Raw genomic sequence first — 16,203 nt, 5'->3', positions numbered from 1 at the left:
CGCGGCTACTTCAGGCCGGTGTGGACGGCGCTGGCGAGCTCGCCGTTCGCGGTGTCGCCGCTGAACTCCCAGAAGAAGGCGCCCTTGAGGCCCTGCTGCTTGGCCCAGGACATCTTCCCGGCGATGGTGGCGGGGGTGTCGTAGCTCCACCAGTTGCTTCCGCACTTGGCGTAGGCGGTGCCGGCGACGGCGCCGGTGGCGGGGCAGCTGCTCTTGAGGACCTTGTAGTCCTCGATGCCCTGCTCGTAGGTGCCGGGCGCGGGTCCGGTGGCGGTGCCGCCGGGGGCGTCCTGGGTGACGCCGGTCCAGCCGCGGCCGTAGAAGCCGATGCCCAGGTTGAGCTTGGTGCCGGGGACGCCCTTGCCCTTGAGCTTGGTGATGGCGGCCTCGGAGTTGAAGCCGGCGATCGGGATGCCGGCGTAGGAGGTCAGCGGGGAGTGCGGGGCGGTCGGGCCCTTGGCGTCCCAGGCCCCGAAGAAGTCGTACGTCATGACGTTGTAGAAGTCGACGTACGGGGCGGCGCCGCCGTAGTCGGCGAGGTCGAGCTTGCCGCCGTTGGAGCCGTCGGCGGAGATCGCGGCGGTGACCAGGCCGGACCCGCCGAACCTGGCGCGCAGGGCCGACATCAGGTTCTTGAAGGAGGCGGCGCCGCTGGTGTCGCAGGACAGCCCGCAGGCGTTCGGGTACTCCCAGTCGATGTCGATCCCGTCGAAGACGTCCGCCCAGCGGGGGTCCTCGACCAGGTCGTGGCAGGACTGGGCGAAGGCGGCCGGGTTCTGGGCGGCCTGGCCGAAGCCGCCGGACCAGGTCCAGCCGCCGAAGGAGTAGATGACCTTGATGTTCGGGTACTTGGCCTTCAGCTTGCGCAGCTGGTTGAAGTTGCCGCGCAGGGGCTGGTCCCAGGTGTCGGCGACGCCGTCGACGCTCTGGTCGGCGGTGTAGGCCTTGTCGTAGTCGGCGTAGGAGTCACCGATGGTGCACTTGCCGTTCTGGACGTTGCCGAAGGCGTAGTTGATGTGGGTGATCTTGGCCGCCGTGCCGGAGGTGACCAGGTTCTTCACGTGGTAGTTGCGCTGGTAGACGCCCCAGTCGGTGAAGTAGCCGAGCTTCACCCTGGCGCCCGGGTCGGGGTCGGGGCCCGGGTCCGTGCCGCCGCCGCCCGGGGTGGTGACGGAGAGGGCGCCGGAGGAGGGGCCGGTCTGGTCGGCGGTGTCACGGGCGGTGACCGTGTAGCTGTACGTGGTGCCCTTGGTCAGGCCGCTGTCGGCGAAGGTGGTTCCGGTGACGGTGGTGAGCTTGGTGCCGCCCCGGTAGACGTCGTAGTTCTTGACGCCCTTGTCGTCGGTGGCGGCCGGCCAGGACAGGGTCAGCGCGGTCTCGGTGACTCCCGTGGCGACGGGGGTGCCGGGGGCCGAGGGCGGGGTGTCGGTGGGGGTGGTGCCGCCCTCGCAGGAGCCGCCGTTGACCTTGCAGCCGGAGGGGGCTCCGGGGCCCGCCCCGTTGAAGCCGAAGCTGGCGGTGGCGCCGGGGGCGAGGGTGCCGTTCCAGCCGACGTTCCTGGCCGTCCAGTGGGTGCCGGAGCCGGTGACGGTGGCGTCCCAGGCGGAGGTGACCGAGGTGCCGGCGGGGTAGTCCCACTCCACGGTCCAGCTGCTGAGCGTGGTGGTGCCGGTGTTCTTCACCGTCCACTTGCCCTCGAAGCCGGAGCCCCAGTCGGAGACCTTGGTGAAGGTGGCGGTCGCGGAGGCGGCGGCCTGCGCGGGGCCGGCCAGGCCGACGAGGCCGGCGACGGGCAGGGCGAGGGCGGCCGCCGTGGCGGCCAGCCTCCGGAACAGGCGGATGCGTCGTGGGGGTGCTGTGCTCAAGGGTGCTCCTCCGTAGGTCCGTAGCAGTCGCGGGGCCGACTGCTGCATGGGGGTGGGACCTGCGCCGCCCGTGAGCACGCGGTGTCGTGGGCCGGGGCCTTTGACATGGCACGCTCACCACAGTGTTGCGGTGAGCGTAGAAAGGTCTGGACCAAGCGTCAAGAGGTCCAGACCTCACCCCCCGGCGTCGGGGTGGATCCCCAACTCCCGTGCGATTACGGCTGCTTGGGCCCGGCTGCGCAGGCCCAGTTTGCTCAGGAGGCGGCTGACGTGCGTCTTCGCAGTCGCCTCCGCCATGTCCAGCCGGACGGCGATCTCCGCGTTCGACAGCCCCGCGCCCAGTGTGCCGAGCACCTCCCGCTCGCGCCGCGTCAACGACTCCACCGCCGCCGCCGTCTCCGGGCCCACGGAGCTCCGTACCGGCTGCGGCGTCGCGAACTCGGCGATCAGGCGGCGGGTCACCGCCGGGGCGATCAGCCCCTCGCCGCGCGCCACCGTCCGCACCGCCGTGATCAGCTCCGCCGCGTCCGCGTCCTTCAGCAGGAAGCCGCAGGCCCCGGCGCGCAGCGCCCCGAAGACGTACTCGTCCAGGTCGAAGGTGGTCAGGACGAGGACGTCGGCCAGCCCCTCCGCGACCACCTGACGGGTGGCCGAAACTCCGTCCAGACGCGGCATCTGCACGTCCATGAGGACGAGGTCCGGCCGCAGCTCGCGGGCCAGGCGCACCGCCTCCTCGCCGTCGGCCGCCTCGCCCACCACCTCGACGTCCCCGGCGCTGCGCAGGATCAGCACGAGGCCGGCCCGTACCGCGCTCTGGTCCTCGGCCACCACGACCCTGATGCTCACCTGATTTCTCCCGGGAGGCTCCGCCCTTTTGGGCGGGGAGGAATGAGTCCTTGGCTCGGAGCCGCGTAGCGGCAGAGTTCTCTGCGCATCTGTTCTGACCTGTGCTCTCTTACGTTGTCAGTGGGGGCTGTTAGGTTCGGATCGTGACGATCGCAGCGGCAGCCGACGGGGCCGGGCATGCCCGGTACACGTACCGTCTGCGCGTGTCGTCGACGGCCCTGGCTCGCCTGTAAGGCGAGTGGGCGCGGTGCCGGTGGGTGTGGAACGAGTGTGTGGCGGTGTCCCGCAAGGTCCATGGCCTGAACAGAACCGCCGGCGAGAAGATCACGTGTGGTCCGGCCCAGTTGGACAGGATGCTGACCGGGGCCCGGCAGGGCATGGCATGGCTGCGCGAGGGCAGCTCGGTGCCGCAGCAGCAGGTCATCCGGGACTTCGCGAAGTCGCGTGCGAAGGCGCTGGGGGACATCAAGGCGAAGCTGCCGATGCGCCGGCGGGCCGGGATGCCCCGCGTCAAACGGAAGCGGGGGGCGGCGCCGTCGCTGAACTACACCCGGCGCGGTTTCCGCCTGCGGGACGGCCGCCTGCACCTGGCCGGCGGGATCGTGCTGCGTGTGGTGTGGTCCAGGGACCTCCCCGCAGCCCCGTCGAGCGTGCGCGTCTACCGGGACGGCCTCGGCCACTGGTACGCCTCGTTCGTCGTCGCCACCGAACCCCGGCCGCTTCCCCCGACCGGGGCCGTGATCGGTATTGACTGGGGTGTGAAGGAGACCGCCACCACGACCTCCGACGATCACGACCTGCCGCCCGCCGGGCACGGCAAGGCATCCGCCGTGAAGCTGGCCCGCTACCCGCGGATGATGGCCCGCCGGAAGACGCCGAAGCACCGGCCCGACACCAACGGATACAGGAAGGCCCGCAAGGCTGCGGCGAAGGTGTCGAAGAAGTTCGCCCGGCAGCGGCAGGACACCGGCCGCAAGTGGGCCAAAGCCGTCGTCAGGGACTTCGACCACCTCGCCGTGGAGGACTTCCGGCCGCGGTTCCTCGCGAAGACGACCATGGCCCGCAAGGCGGCCGCCGCCGCGATCGGCGCCGTCAAGGCGGCGCTGGTCGAGATGGCCCGCGAGCACGGCCGGACCGTGCACCTTGTCCACCCCGCGCACACCACCATGGACTGCGCACAGTGCGGAGCGAGAGCCAAGCACGCACTCCCCCTCTCCGAGAGAACGTATACGTGCACCGCGTGTGGAGCGGTGTCCTCCAGGGACAAGGACTCCGCCCGCGTGATGCTCGTCCGGGCCGGTCTCAACCCGGCTGGTGCTGATCTTGTAAGACCTGCCCCCTGCCAGGGGCCAGGCGAAGTGAGCCAGGAATCCCCGTCGTTCACGAGGGGGAGGAGTCAATCCCGTACCGCCTTCTCCTCGGCGGGCAGTTCCGCCCGCACCCGCCAGACGGACCCGGCCGGGCCCGCCGTGAACGTGCCGCCGAGCAGTTCCGTCCGCTCGCGCATGCCGATCAGCCCCGCCCCGGAGCCGGGGGCGCGGGGGCCGGACCGGTCTCCGTAGGGGGAGTCCACGCCCACCGTCAGCAGCATCCCGCCGTCCTCGTGGGCCACCCGGACCGCAACCGTGCCGGGGGCCGCGTGCTTGAGGGCGTTGGTCAGCGACTCCTGCACGATCCGGTACGCCGCCAGCTCCACCGGGACCGGCGGCGCGGGCCCGTCCCTCCGGGCGTCGTCGAGCACGAAGTCCAGCCCGCTCGCCGCCCCGTTGGTGCGGGCCTGCCCGACCAGTGCGTCCAGTCCGTCCAGCGAGGGCACGGCCACCGCCTCCTGCCCGGCGCCCGCATCGCGCAGCAGACCGATCAGGCGGCGCATTTCGGCCAGTCCCTGGACGCTGTTCTCGCGGATCACTCCGAGGGCCTCCCGGCTCGTGGCGGGGGAGTCGATGGACAGCGCGGCCGTCGAGTGGATGGCGATCGCCGAGAGGTGGTTGGCCACCATGTCGTGCAGCTCCCGGGCCATCCGGGCCCGCTCGCCCGCCACCGCCTGCGCACGGTCCGCCTCGGCCAGCAGTGCCGTCTGCTCGGCGCGCAGCCGGGCGGCCTCGGCGGCCTCCCGGTGGTTGCGCAGGGTGGCGCCCGTCAGCGCGGGGGCGAAGCTGACGATGCCGGTCATGACGCCGATCAGCAGGGCCTGCGGGGTGCGCAGCCAGGCGACGGCGGCGACGGTGACGACGACGGTGATCAGGCCGGTGCTGACCGGCAGCCGGCGGGCCATGGCGGGCTTGCCGTAGACCACGGCCGCGTACATCAGGTCGGTGAAGATCACGACGGTGGCCAGGCTGCCCACGGTGAACCGGTCCGCGATCACGCCGATCGTGCCGACGCAGAGGGTGAGGTTCGGCAGGGTGCGGCGCACCAGTTCCAGGGAGCCGAGCACCAGCAGCGGGACCAGCGCCGCCCAGGCGGGCAGGAAGTCGTGGTGGCCCGTGCTGTGGACCCCGAGCGACCAGAGCAGCAGGCCGGTCAGGACGCTGGCGACCGCGAGCAGGACGTCGTCGCGGTGCGGGGGAGGGATCTTGGGGAGCACGGTCCCATCCAACAGGGCGGGCGGCGCCGCCGCCTCGCCGCGGGGGCGGAGGGGCCGCTACATCGAAGGATGCAGTCGGCTTTCGTCACGGGGGACGAGGTGGCGGCGCCCGGCGGCCGGGACGCTGGAGGAGAACCGTGACCCCACCCCACCGGAACGGAGCGTGCGCCGTGCTCGTCGCCCTGATCATCGCCTGTGAGGTCGGCTTCTGGGTGCTGCTGGCCGGCGGACTGGCGCTGCGCTACCTCGCCGGGATGCCGCGGCTCGGGGCCGCCGTCCTGCTGTGCGAGCCGCTGCTGGAGCTGGCCCTGCTGGTCGCCTCCGTCGTCGACCTCAGGAACGGCGGCGAGCCGGGCTGGAGGCACGGCCTGGCCGCCCTCTACCTCGGTTACACCGTCGGCTACGGGCACTACACCCTGAAGTGGCTCGACCGGCACGCCGCCCACCGCCTCGGCGGTGGCCCGAAACCGCCGGGCGCGAAGTACGGCCGGGAGCGCGCGGTCCACGAGTGGAAGCTGTGGACGCGGACCCTGGCGGGCGCCGCCGTCGCGCTCGCCCTGCTCCAGGCCGGCGTCTGGTACGTCGGCGACGCCGCCGACACCGGTGCCCTGCGGGCCTGGCAGTTCGCGGCCCTGCGGGTCCTGGGCATCCAGGCCCTGATCGCCGCGACCTACTCGATCTGGCCGCGCAAGGCCCCGGCGGGCGCGGACCCGGCCGCCGGTGGGGCGGGGGCCCTGGCCGGAAAAGACCGCTAGGCGGCGCGGCCTAGCGCTCGCCGCCGGGCACCCACAGCACGTCCCCGATCTCCTTGTTGGCCGTACGGGCCAGGATGAACAGGAGGTCGGAGAGGCGGTTGAGGTAGGTGGCCGTCAGCGGGTTCATCACCTCGCCGTGCTCCTCCAGCGCCGCCCACGTCGAGCGCTCGGCGCGCCGGACCACCGTGCAGGCCTGGTGCAGCAGGGCCGCGCCGGGGGTGCCGCCGGGCAGGATGAAGCTGCGCAGCTTCTCCAGTTCCTCGTTGAAGGCGTCGCAGTCGGCCTCCAGCTTGTCGACGTAGAACTGCTCCACGCGCAGCGGCGGGTACTGGGGGTCCTCGACCACCGGCGTGCACAGGTCGGCGCCGACGTCGAACAGGTCGTTCTGGATCCGGACGAGCACCTTCACGACCGGGTCCGGCAGGGAACCCAGCGCGATGGCGGTGCCGATCGCGGCGTTGGCCTCGTTGGTGTCGGCGTACGCGGAGATGCGCAGGTCGGTCTTGCGCGTACGGCTCATGTCGCCGAGGGCGGTCGTGCCCTTGTCGCCGGTACGGGTGTAGATACGCGTCAGGTTCACCATGCGGCCAGGGTAGTGCGGGGCCGCCGGGGACCCGAACGGCCGCCGCCCCGCCGGCGGCGGCGGGTGAACTGGGGGGCGGCGCACGGGTGCTGGGTCGTACCAGTGTGATGTCCGTCATCTGAGACGTGACGCGTGTTACTTCACGGTCACACCGTCCCTCACGGGCGCTAGTCTCCGCCGGAGAGGCCATGAGACTGGCCCGCATGGGAAACGAGGGGTGTGCAGTGGCTGGGAAGCTCGCCGTCATCGGTGCCGGACTGATGGGTTCCGGGATCGCTCAGGTCTCCGCTCAGGCGGGTTGGGACGTCGTCCTGCGGGACGTCACCGACGCCGCGCTGACCCGTGGTACCGACGGGATCAAGGCCTCGTACGACCGGTTCGTCGCCAAGGGCAAGATGACGGCCGAGGACGCCGGGGCGGCGCTCGCCAGGATCACGACGACCACCGACCTCGACGCGGTCGCGGACGTGGACATCGTCGTCGAGGCGGTCTTCGAGAAGCTGGAGGTCAAGCACGAGATCTTCCGCACCCTGGACGACCTGGTGCGCGAGGACGCGGTCCTGGCCTCCAACACCTCCGCCATCCCGATCACCAAGATCGCGGCCGTGACGAAGCGTCCGGAGCGGGTCGTCGGCGCGCACTTCTTCTCGCCCGTGCCGATGATGCAGCTCTGCGAGCTGGTGCGCGGCTACAAGACGAGCGACGAAACGCTCGCCACCACCCGCGCCTTCGCCGAGTCCGTCGGCAAGACCTGCATCGTCGTCAACCGCGACGTCGCCGGATTCGTGACGACCCGTCTGATCTCCGCGCTCGTCGTCGAGGCCGCGAAGCTCTACGAATCGGGCGTCGCCTCCGCCGAGGACATCGACATCGCCTGCAAGCTGGGCTTCGGCCACGCCATGGGGCCGCTGGCCACCGCCGACCTCACCGGCGTCGACATCCTGCTGCACGCCACCAGCAACATCTACACCGAGTCGCAGGACGAGAAGTTCGCGCCGCCGGAGCTGATGCGCCGCATGGTCGACGCGGGCGACATCGGCCGCAAGAGCGGGCAGGGCTTCTACAAGCACTGAGAACGACCGTTCGAATCTCCGCACCCTACGGGGTGAATTAGGTATCGGTTCGCTCACAGTCGGCAACTTCCCCGCCCGCGGGGCAGTCAGTTGCAGTGAGAGTTGCCGACCACGGATCAGTCGGACCAGACGCACGCAGTACAGCCGGGGAGTACACATGCACATCAGGGGCGACCACGCCGAACTCGCTGTCGGGGGTCGCCTCGACGTGCGCAGCGCGGCGGACGCCCGTACGGTCCTGCACACCGCCCTCGACGACGGCCACGGCGACCTCGTGCTCGACCTGACCGGACTGGACTCCTGGGACGCGACCGGACTCGGCGTGATCATGGGAGCCCACCGGAGGGCCGGGCGCAGCGGCCGGCGCCTCGTCCTGCGCGGGGTGCCGGACCGGATGCAGCGCCTCCTGGTGGCGACCCGGCTGCACCGGATCCTGGCGATCGAGGGCGGCCTGGAAGCGGAATCCCTGCCCCGGGTCTGAGCGGGCGTCCGCCCTTCCGCCCTCCTCCGCTGCGCCCCGGACGTATCCGGAGGAAACGTAACGGTCCGGTGGTGAAGACACCCCTGCGGTTCCCGCGCGCCCGGCCACGGTCTAGGGTTCGGGCGGAAACCGGACGAGTAGCGACAGCGGCGCGAGCGAAGGCCGGGCGTAATGACGGCGGCGACGGCGGCGCGCGCGACGCGATCGGGGGACTTGGTCATGGACCGTACGGACCGTACACAGGGGCAGCCCGAGCCGGGCGGACCGGCCGCGCACCAGCCCGCCGGCGGGTCGGCCGGGTCGCCCCCGGCCCCCCTGACACCCCCGGCCCCCCTGGCACCCGCCCGGATCGTGACCCTGACCGCGGGGGACTTCACCCTCACCGTCAACCCCGTCGACGGCAGCGAGATCGAGCCCCTGCGCCCCACCGCGGCCCCCGCCGCCGGCCGCGGCCCCGCCAAGCGCGACGCGGCCTCCCGCGCCGCCCGGGACACCGCCGCGCGGCCCCCCGCGCTCCCGGGGCCGCCCGCCCCCGCCGCCCCCCTCCTGGGCCGCGCCGAGGAACGGGAGCGGATCGCCCGGATGCTGGGGCGCGGACGCTCCGTCCGGCTGACCGGGCCCGCGGGATCCGGCCGCTCCGCCCTCCTCGACGTGGTCGCCCGGGACTGCGCCGGCCTCGCCCCCGACGGCGTCGTCCGGCTGAGCGGGTACGGCCTCCAGCAGCCGGCCGAGCTGCTGTACGCCCTCTACGCCGCCGTGTACGAGGCCCCCGACCGGCGCCCCGACCGTACGGAACTCCTCGCGCGGGCCGGTGAGATCGGTGCCGTCGTCCTCCTCGACGACCTGGAGCTGGGCGGCGCCGCCCTCGACGAACTGCTGCGCGCCACCCCCGAATGCGCCTACCTGCTCGCCGCCGCCCCCGACGCCAAGTCCCCCTCCGACGACGTGCACCTGGAGGAGGTCTTCCTCGGAGGCCTCGGCCGGGCCGACTGCGTGACCCTGCTGGAGGCCGGCGCCGGCCGGCCGCTGACCGACGAGGAGACCGCCTGGGCGGGCGACCTGCGCTTCGCCTCCGAAGGGCTTCCGCTGCGCTTCGTCCAGGCCGCCGCCCTGCTGCGGCAGCGCGACGAGATCAACCGGATGTCCGCCCAGGACGAGGACGAGGAACCGGGCGTCTTCGAGGAACGCCCCCGCGACTGCGCCCACGTGCCGCTGCCCACCCTCGCGGAGGGCGCGGCCCCCGCCGAACTGCTGGCCTCCCGGGTCAGCGAGTCGGCACGGGCCGCCCTGCGGATCGCCTGCGCGCTGGGCGGCGAACTCCCGCACCACGCGCACCTGCCCGCGCTGGTCGGTGACACGCATGCCGACTCCGCCGTCGCGGAACTGCTGGCCTGCGGGCTGATCACCCCCGTCGGGCCGCGCCACCGCCTCGCGGAAGGGGTCGCCCGGCAGCTGGAGGAGGCCGGGTACGGGGACACCGCCGCCGAGGAGGCCCGCACCGCCGCCCGGCACTACGCCTGGTGGACCGGGCACGCCTCGGTGACCCCGGAGCGGGTCGCGGCCGAGGCCGACGCGGTGCTGGCCGCGCTGGCCGGGGCCGATGTGGTGGCCGCCGTACTCCTGGCCCGCACGGCGGCGCCGGCCTTCGCCGCCTCCCTGCACTGGGAGGCGTGGGAGCGGGTGCTGCGGGCGGGTGCGGAGGCCGCGCGGAAGGCGGGAGAGGTCGCCGAGCAGGCCTACTTCCACCACGAACTCGGCGTGCTCGCGCTGTGCGAGGGACGACTGGACCGGGCCCGTGCGGAGCTGGAGGCCTCCATCGGGCTGCGCGGCGCGCTCGCGGACAAGCGGGGGACGGTCGCGGGCCGGCGGGCCCTGGCGCTGGTCACCGACCGGGAGGCGCTGGGGGTGGAGGTGTCGCCGCCGCTGCGGCTGGAGCCCCCGGCGAACCTCCCCGGGGCCGCTCCGGCGGCCTTCCCCGGGGCCGCGATACCGGCCCGGACGCCGGCTCCGGCCCTGGGCCCGGCTCCTACGGCTGCGACGTCGCCGATGGCCACGACAGCGCCGACGGCCGCGACGTCCCCGACGGCTGCGACGTCGCCCGTCTCGATGGTGAAGCCGCACGCCGTGGCGCCCGTGGCCCCCGTGGCCCCCGAGGGCTCCGAGGCGATCACCAGGATCACCCCGGTGATCGGGCGGCCCTCGTCGCGGACGTCCACGCCGACGACCCTGTCGCAGGTGTTCGAGGACGCCTTCCCGAAGCTCCCGCAGCCCGAGCCGCCGACCGGCCCCGGCCGTGCGCAGCCCGAACCGGCGGGGCGGCGCAAGACGGTGCTGCTGGCCGCCGCCGGTGCGCTCACGGTGGTCGCGCTCGGTACCGTCGTCGGCCTGGCGCTGGCCTCCGGGGACCCGGAGCAGCCTCAGGCCCCCGCCGTGTCCTCGACCCCGGACAGCCCGCCGGCGGTCCAGCCGCAGGTGCCGGGCGGCGGAGGGAACGATCCGGCACCCGAGCCGGGTGCCTCCTCGCCCCCGCCGTCGCCGCCGTCGGCGCCTTCCGCGCCCGGGCCGGGCACGGGGGAGTCCGGGAAGCCGACCCCGCCCGCCCGTACGACCGGTCCGCAGCGGCCCCCGGTGACCCCGCCCGCGACGAAGCCGACCCCGCCGACGACGCCCCCGGCCTCCTCGGAGCCGCCGGTCACGCACTCCCCGACGACGCCGACGGATCCCCCCACGGCCACCTCGCCCGTGACGCCCCCGGCCACCTCGACGGCGGCCCAGTCCCCGACCGCGCCCCAGTCCCAGTCCCCGTCCGCGGCGGCGACGGCCTGACACGACGACGGCCCCCCGAGCACTCGCTCGGGGGGCCGTCGCACACGTCGGAAGGGCCGGCCGGAAGGGCCGGGAGGGCCGGGAGGCGGGACCGGCCCGAAGACCGGCTCAGAAGAGGCGGAGCTTGTCGTCCTCGATGCCGCGCAGGGCGTTGTAGTCGAGGACCACGCAGTCCATGCCGCGGTCGTTGGCGAGCACGCGCGCCTGAGGCTTGATCTCCTGGGCCGCGAAGATCCCCCGGACCGGTGCCAGGTGCGGGTCGCGGTTGAGGAGTTCCAGGTACCGGGTGAGCTGCTCGACGCCGTCGATCTCCCCGCGGCGCTTGATCTCCACCGCCACCGTCGCACCCGACGCGTCCCGGCACAGGATGTCCACGGGGCCGATCGCCGTCATGTACTCGCGCCGGATCAGGGTGTAGCCGTCGCCCAGGGTGTCGATGCGGTCGGCGAGCAGTTCCTGGAGGTGCGCCTCGACACCGTCCTTGATGAGCCCGGGGTCGGTGCCCAGCTCGTGGGAGGAGTCGTGGAGGACCTCTTCCATGGTGATGATGAGCTTCTCGCCCGCCTTGTTGACGACGGTCCAGACGCCCGTGTCGTCTCCCGTCCCCTCCTTGAGGGTGCACGGAGGCGACATCCAGTTGAGCGGTTTGTACGCTCGGTCGTCCGCGTGGATCGAGACACTGCCGTCGGCCTTCACGAGGATCAGACGGGGTGCCGAGGGCAGATGGGCGGTGAGCCGGCCCGCGTAGTCGACGGAGCAGCGGGCAATGACGAGACGCATGGTCGGCAACGCTACTCGACCGACGGGCCTCCACGCGATTCGCCCCTGAAAGCCCCGTTCGCCGATGGCGCGTTGTATGCGCATTCTCCTGGTGCGGCACCCGGTGGGCGCCTACCGTGGTGAGCGGGAGGTTGCCGAGCGTGCACGCTGCGTCGCGGCCTCCCTCCCTGCCCGTAAGACTCCGGCAACCCAATCGTCCGGGGTCACGAGAGGAGAACCCATGTCGCTCGACGTCTCACCGGCCCTACTCGAACAGGCCGAGCGAGGCGAGGTCGACGAAGCCGCATTCGTCGACTGCGTCCGGACCTCCCTGCCCTACGCATGGGAGATGATCAGCTCGTTGACGGCCCAGCTGGAGGTTGAGGGCGGAGAGTTCGCCGACAACCAGACGCCGCCGCCGGACGAGCAGGCCCGTGGGCAGCTGCTGCGCGCCCTCGCGAGTGACGCGATACGAGGCGCGCTGCAGCGGCACTTCGGGGTGCGCCTGGCATTCCAGAACTGCCACCGGGTAGCGGTGTTCCCGCTCGATTCCTCGGTGGACGACCGGCTGGCCAAGTTCACGTCGATCCGCGGCCAGCTGCTCAACCAGTCGCCGGAACTGCGCGACTGCTAGCGGGACCGTACTTCGCTGCCGCTCCGTGTCGCGGGAGGTGCGACTGACACCGGAGCGGCAGCCCAGGCCCGTCCCCGGCGACGGGCCCGCCGCGTCCCGCCCGCGTCACACCAGCAGCGGCAGGACCTCCGCGCCGAGCCGCCGGACGTTCTCCTCCGTCGCCGCGAGGTCGCCGGAGCCTTCGGTCAGCAGGGCGAAGCGCGTGATCCCGGTGCGCTCGGCCGTCGCCGCCAGCCGGTCCGCCGCCAGGGTGGGGCTGCCGACCGGGTGCAGGTCACAGAGCAGTTCCGTGTAGGCGACGGGGTCGCGCATCGCGCGCTGCCGGCCGTCCACCGTCACATGCGCGTCCAGACCCTGCCGGAACCAGCCCGGCATCGCCTTGAGCAGGGCTTCCCGGGCGTCCGCCGTGCGGTCCGCCAGCTGACACACCCCGGCCGACACGTGCCCGGCCGCCCGTACGGTCTCGGGGGAGTGGCCCGCCTCCAGCGCGGTCCGCCCCCACAGCGCGACCATCTCCGCCTTCTCCTCGTCCCCGCTGTGCATGCCCAGCAGCATCGGCAGCCCCCGCTCGGCGGCGAGGCGCACGGACGTCGGGGAGGTGCAGGCGACGATCACTTCCGGCCCACTCCCGTCCCCGTCCAGGGCCTGCGCCGGGCACGGTACGACGGCCACCTCGCGGAAGCCGTGCCGGGCGCCGGCCGCGCCCACCCGGGGTTCGGTCAGCCAGCGCCGCAGCAGGTCGAGGTCTTCGGGGAAACCCGTCTCGTACGCCTCCAGGCCGCCCCCGAACACCTCCAGGTCCACCCACGGACCGCCCCGTCCCACCCCCAGGGTGAACCGGCCGCCCGAGGTGACGTGGAGCAGGGCCGCCTGCTCCCCGAGGGCCACCGGGTGCGTGCTGGGCAGCACGCTCACCGCCGTGCCGACCCGCAGCCGCCGGGTCCGCCCCAGCAGCAGGGCCGCCAGGGTCACCGCCGACGGGCAGACCCCGTACGGCACGAAATGGTGCTCGGCGAGCCAGACCGAGTCCAGTCCGGCCTCCTCGCCCACCTCGGCGGTCCGCACCGCCCGGTGCAGTGCCTCGCCCTGTCCCTGGCCCGGGAACTGGGCCGCCAGTACAAACGCTCCTACGCGCATCGCCTTAGCCTCCTCGCGGCTGACGCGGCCTCCCCAGGTGGACCGACTCGTTGATGACATCAACATCTGATGGCAACAACGTCTGACACGTGCCAAAGGCACGGCCTGACAGCAAAGTTATTGAGATTGTCGTGCCGGTCCCCTCGCGGCGGTCGGCCTTCCTCCGCCACCCTGCGGGTACCCGGGCTCGCTGCGCGTAGTCTGGGAGAAAGTCACTGTCGGCCGCCCATTCGTGAGGTATACGTGTCACCGCGCCACAACCGCCCCAGGGGCGGCGAGACTCCGGACGAACGACCCGCCACCGGCCTCGACCGGTACGGCTTGGAGCGGACCGAGGAGTACCAGGGCGAGGAGTGGAAGGTCCGGCACGTGGCGGGGGCGAGCGCGGCGGGCAAGCGCTACCGCTGCCCCGGCTGCGACCAGGAGATCCCCTCGGGCACCCCGCACCTGGTGGCCTGGCCCGAGTACGGCGGCGTGGACGACCGGCGGCACTGGCACAAGGCCTGCTGGAACGCAAAGGACCGCCGCACCTCGAAGGTGCAGCGGTCCCGCAACGCGCCGAAGTACTGACCGGCCCGGGGCTCAGACGTCGCGGCGGCGCACCACCACGTACGAGGCCGCCACGGCGAGCGCGGTGACCAGGACCAGCAGCCCCAGCTGGGCCAGGTCGCTGGGGGTCGGGCTGCCGTCCATGCCGCTGTTGGGCACCCCGAAGAGCTGGATCAGCCCCACCGGCGCGTTGTAGCGGACCACGGCCAGACCGATGGCCCTGGTGACGGGCCACGTCGTCAGGATCGCCCCGAGGACCGGGGGCATGGTGACCAGGCCGAGCATGACGGCGATCGCGCCGGCCGAGTGCCGTACGAGGGCGCCGACGGCGAGCGCGAGGACGCCCAGCAGGGTCACGTAGAAGCAGCCGCCCAGAGCGCCCAGCCACTCGCCGCCACCGTGGTGGCCGGCGTCGGGGCCGCTGTGCAGGAGGGCGGCGGCGATGCCCACGAACCCCACCGAGCCCAGGGTGACGCCGAAGGCGGCCGTGCCGAAGACGAGGTACTTCGCGGTGAGCACCCGCAGCCGGTCCGGGGCGGCGGTGAAGGTGGTCCGGATCAGGCCGGTGCCGTACTCGGAGGAGACGGTCAGCACCCCGAGCACGATCACGGCGAGCTGGCCGACGATCATGCCGAAGACGGCGGGCGCGACGAAGGGGATCGACGCGTAGTCGCCCGAGTCGGTCTGGAGCACGGCGAGCATGCCGATGCCGACCACCAGGGCCACGAGGGAGCCGAGGGTCCACACGGTGGAGCGCACGGACCTCAGCTTGGTCCACTCCGAGGCCAGGGCGTGCCCGAGGTGGGGCCGTGGGGTGGCCAGCGGCGAGCTGTAGCCGTCGGCCCGCCCCGCGCTCGCGGGCGGGGTCGCGTCGGCGGTGGCGGTCATCGGGGTTCCTCGGGGCTGTTCTGGGCGGCGGGGGCGAGATCGGCGGCACTGCCGGGCATCAGGAAGGGCCGCGTGCCGGATCCGGGGGGCGGGGGAGCGAAGAAGCTCGCCGCGGTCTCGGCGGGGACCACGGGGGCCTGCGCCTCCTCCTCCCAGTCCGGGACGGTCAGCGGCTCGGGCTCCCACAGCTCCTCGCGCGGGTCGTCGGTGGAGGTGTACTCGACGGAGGACTGGGTCATCCGCATGTAGGCCTCCTCCAGCGAGGCCCGGTGCGGGGACAGCTCCCAGAGCCGTACGCCGGTCTCGTGCGCGAGGTCGCTGATGCGGGGCAGCTCCAGCCCGGTCACCCGCAGGGCGCCGTCGGGCTCCTGGAGCACCCGGCCGCCCGCCTTCGTCAGCGCGGTCCCCAGGATGACCCGGCCGTCGGGGCCGTTGCCCGCCGCGCGGACCCGGGCGAATCCGGCCGAGTTGTGCGTGATGAAGTCCTGGGTGCTCATGTCGGACAACAGCCGGCCCCGGCCGATCACGATCAGGTGGTCGGCGGTCAGGGCCATCTCGCTCATCAGGTGTGAGGAGACGAACACCGTGCGGCCCTCGGAGGCGAGCCGGCGCATCAGGTTGCGGACCCAGAGGATGCCCTCGGGGTCGAGGCCGTTGACCGGCTCGTCGAAGAGCAGGACCTGCGGGTCGCCGAGGAGCGCGGTGGCGATGCCGAGCCGCTGCCCCATGCCGAGGGAGAAGCCCTTAGTGCGCTGGCGGGCCGCGTCCTGGAGCCCGACCACGCCCAGGACCTCGTCGACCCGCTTCTCGGGGATCCCGGAGAGCTGGGCGACGGACAGCAGGTGCGCGCGGGCCCGGCGCCCGCCGTGCGCGGCCTTGGCGTCGAGCAGGGCTCCGACGTGCCGCTGGGCGTTCGGCAGCTCCCGGAAGGGGAACCCGTTGATCGTGACGTGTCCGGCGGTGGGCCGGTCCAGGCCGAGGATCATGCGCATGGTGGTGGATTTCCCGGAGCCGTTGGGCCCGAGGAATCCGGTGACGTGACCCGGCTTGACCTGGAAGGAAAGCCCGTCGACGGCGGTCTTGGCGCCGAAGCGCTTGGTCAGGCCGACTGCCTCGATCATCGTGCTGCCCCTTGCCAGGCCGGGACGGCTCTCGCCCACGTACGCCTTAAGAGGATATCGAGTCCTCCCCGGTTCCCTCCCGGAGCGGATCCCTGAGCT

14 protein-coding genes and 1 pseudogene are annotated in these 16,203 nt (G+C 72.9%); 7 read left to right on the top strand and 8 right to left on the bottom strand.

Annotated features, from left to right (window positions below; all coding sequences use genetic code 11):
* Nucleotides 1-5: 5 nt before the first annotated feature.
* Complete coding sequence (locus OG295_RS10530; protein ID WP_371676640.1) at nucleotides 6-1,913, bottom strand: glycosyl hydrolase family 18 protein; 1,908 nt, start codon at nucleotides 1,911-1,913, stop codon at nucleotides 6-8.
* 126 nt (nucleotides 1,914-2,039) lie between these two features.
* Nucleotides 2,040-2,711 (bottom strand): response regulator, encoded by a 672-nt coding sequence (locus OG295_RS10525; protein ID WP_371676639.1) that lies wholly within the window; start codon nucleotides 2,709-2,711, stop codon nucleotides 2,040-2,042.
* Nucleotides 2,712-2,854: 143 nt separating this feature from the next.
* On the opposite strand from OG295_RS10525, the pseudogene OG295_RS10520 reads away from it, so the two are divergent.
* Nucleotides 2,855-4,063, top strand: a pseudogene (locus OG295_RS10520) (RNA-guided endonuclease InsQ/TnpB family protein); the annotation flags it as partial.
* Nucleotides 4,064-4,107: 44 nt separating this feature from the next.
* Here OG295_RS10520 and OG295_RS10515 read toward each other — a convergent pair.
* Nucleotides 4,108-5,298 carry a sensor histidine kinase gene (locus OG295_RS10515; protein WP_371676638.1) on the bottom strand — a complete coding sequence of 397 codons (1,191 nt, stop codon included), beginning with the start codon at nucleotides 5,296-5,298 and terminating at the stop codon, nucleotides 4,108-4,110.
* Between the two features lie 170 nt (nucleotides 5,299-5,468).
* On the opposite strand from OG295_RS10515, the gene OG295_RS10510 reads away from it, so the two are divergent.
* Nucleotides 5,469-6,053: a hypothetical protein gene (locus tag OG295_RS10510; RefSeq protein ID WP_371681158.1), complete on the top strand. Its 585-nt coding sequence runs from the start codon at nucleotides 5,469-5,471 to the stop codon at nucleotides 6,051-6,053.
* A gap of 10 nt (nucleotides 6,054-6,063) precedes the next feature.
* On the opposite strand, the gene OG295_RS10505 is transcribed toward OG295_RS10510, so the two are convergent.
* Nucleotides 6,064-6,636: a cob(I)yrinic acid a,c-diamide adenosyltransferase gene (locus OG295_RS10505; RefSeq protein ID WP_371676637.1), complete on the bottom strand. Its 573-nt coding sequence runs from the start codon at nucleotides 6,634-6,636 to the stop codon at nucleotides 6,064-6,066.
* A 224-nt stretch (nucleotides 6,637-6,860) separates the two neighbouring features.
* Here OG295_RS10505 and OG295_RS10500 point away from each other — a divergent pair, with 224 nt between their 5' ends.
* The 3 genes from OG295_RS10500 to OG295_RS10490 all read left to right on the top strand — a co-directional run bounded on the left by OG295_RS10500 (nucleotide 6,861) and on the right by OG295_RS10490 (nucleotide 11,016).
* Nucleotides 6,861-7,709, top strand: coding sequence for a 3-hydroxyacyl-CoA dehydrogenase family protein (locus tag OG295_RS10500; RefSeq protein WP_371676636.1), 849 nt, complete (start codon nucleotides 6,861-6,863; stop codon nucleotides 7,707-7,709).
* 157 nt (nucleotides 7,710-7,866) lie between these two features.
* Nucleotides 7,867-8,190 (top strand): STAS domain-containing protein, encoded by a 324-nt coding sequence (locus OG295_RS10495; protein ID WP_030235822.1) that lies wholly within the window; start codon nucleotides 7,867-7,869, stop codon nucleotides 8,188-8,190.
* A gap of 219 nt (nucleotides 8,191-8,409) precedes the next feature.
* The gene (locus OG295_RS10490) at nucleotides 8,410-11,016 is read left to right on the top strand and encodes an ATP-binding protein (protein WP_371676635.1); all 2,607 of its coding nucleotides are present in this window, start codon (nucleotides 8,410-8,412) and stop codon (nucleotides 11,014-11,016) included.
* A gap of 108 nt (nucleotides 11,017-11,124) precedes the next feature.
* Here OG295_RS10490 and nucS read toward each other — a convergent pair whose 3' ends face one another.
* Nucleotides 11,125-11,796: an endonuclease NucS gene (gene nucS, locus OG295_RS10485; RefSeq protein WP_266842342.1), complete on the bottom strand. Its 672-nt coding sequence runs from the start codon at nucleotides 11,794-11,796 to the stop codon at nucleotides 11,125-11,127.
* A 220-nt stretch (nucleotides 11,797-12,016) separates the two neighbouring features.
* Between nucS and OG295_RS10480 the strand changes: the two genes are divergently transcribed.
* The gene (locus tag OG295_RS10480; protein ID WP_267012175.1) at nucleotides 12,017-12,409 is read left to right on the top strand and encodes an SCO5389 family protein; all 393 of its coding nucleotides are present in this window, start codon (nucleotides 12,017-12,019) and stop codon (nucleotides 12,407-12,409) included.
* A 105-nt stretch (nucleotides 12,410-12,514) separates the two neighbouring features.
* Here the strand turns inward: OG295_RS10480 and OG295_RS10475 are convergent, their stop codons facing one another.
* Nucleotides 12,515-13,546 (bottom strand): LLM class flavin-dependent oxidoreductase, encoded by a 1,032-nt coding sequence (locus tag OG295_RS10475; protein WP_371676634.1) that lies wholly within the window; start codon nucleotides 13,544-13,546, stop codon nucleotides 12,515-12,517.
* A 243-nt stretch (nucleotides 13,547-13,789) separates the two neighbouring features.
* Between OG295_RS10475 and OG295_RS10470 the strand changes: the two genes are divergently transcribed.
* Nucleotides 13,790-14,116 (top strand): ATP/GTP-binding protein, encoded by a 327-nt coding sequence (locus OG295_RS10470; protein WP_267012173.1) that lies wholly within the window; start codon nucleotides 13,790-13,792, stop codon nucleotides 14,114-14,116.
* A 12-nt stretch (nucleotides 14,117-14,128) separates the two neighbouring features.
* Here OG295_RS10470 and OG295_RS10465 read toward each other — a convergent pair whose 3' ends face one another.
* Complete coding sequence (locus tag OG295_RS10465; RefSeq protein ID WP_371676633.1) at nucleotides 14,129-14,983, bottom strand: ABC transporter permease; 855 nt, start codon at nucleotides 14,981-14,983, stop codon at nucleotides 14,129-14,131.
* A complete protein-coding gene (locus OG295_RS10460; protein WP_371676632.1) occupies nucleotides 14,980-16,104 on the bottom strand; it encodes an ABC transporter ATP-binding protein in 1,125 nt (374 codons plus the stop codon). The genes OG295_RS10465 and OG295_RS10460 overlap by 4 nt, the downstream gene beginning before the upstream one ends.
* Nucleotides 16,105-16,203 lie beyond the last annotated feature (99 nt).

It is taken from the genome of Streptomyces sp. NBC_01276 (assembly GCF_041435355.1).
Lineage (GTDB): Bacteria > Actinomycetota > Actinomycetes > Streptomycetales > Streptomycetaceae > Streptomyces.
This window is presented reverse-complemented; position numbering and strand designations above follow the sequence as displayed.

Bases quoted from the DNA above. Each gene is read 5' to 3' on its own strand.
- OG295_RS10530 (WP_371676640.1), bottom strand. From the start codon at position 1,913: ATGCAGCAGTCGGCCCCGCGACTGCTACGGACCTACGGAGGAGCACCC.
- OG295_RS10505 (WP_371676637.1), bottom strand. From the start codon at position 6,636: ATGGTGAACCTGACGCGTATCTACACCCGTACCGGCGACAAGGGCACG.
- OG295_RS10495 (WP_030235822.1), top strand. From the start codon at position 7,867: ATGCACATCAGGGGCGACCACGCCGAACTCGCTGTCGGGGGTCGCCTC.
- OG295_RS10490 (WP_371676635.1), top strand. From the start codon at position 8,410: ATGGACCGTACGGACCGTACACAGGGGCAGCCCGAGCCGGGCGGACCG.
- nucS (WP_266842342.1), bottom strand. From the start codon at position 11,796: ATGCGTCTCGTCATTGCCCGCTGCTCCGTCGACTACGCGGGCCGGCTC.
- OG295_RS10480 (WP_267012175.1), top strand. From the start codon at position 12,017: ATGTCGCTCGACGTCTCACCGGCCCTACTCGAACAGGCCGAGCGAGGC.
- OG295_RS10475 (WP_371676634.1), bottom strand. From the start codon at position 13,546: ATGCGCGTAGGAGCGTTTGTACTGGCGGCCCAGTTCCCGGGCCAGGGA.
- OG295_RS10465 (WP_371676633.1), bottom strand. From the start codon at position 14,983: ATGACCGCCACCGCCGACGCGACCCCGCCCGCGAGCGCGGGGCGGGCC.
- OG295_RS10460 (WP_371676632.1), bottom strand. From the start codon at position 16,104: ATGATCGAGGCAGTCGGCCTGACCAAGCGCTTCGGCGCCAAGACCGCC.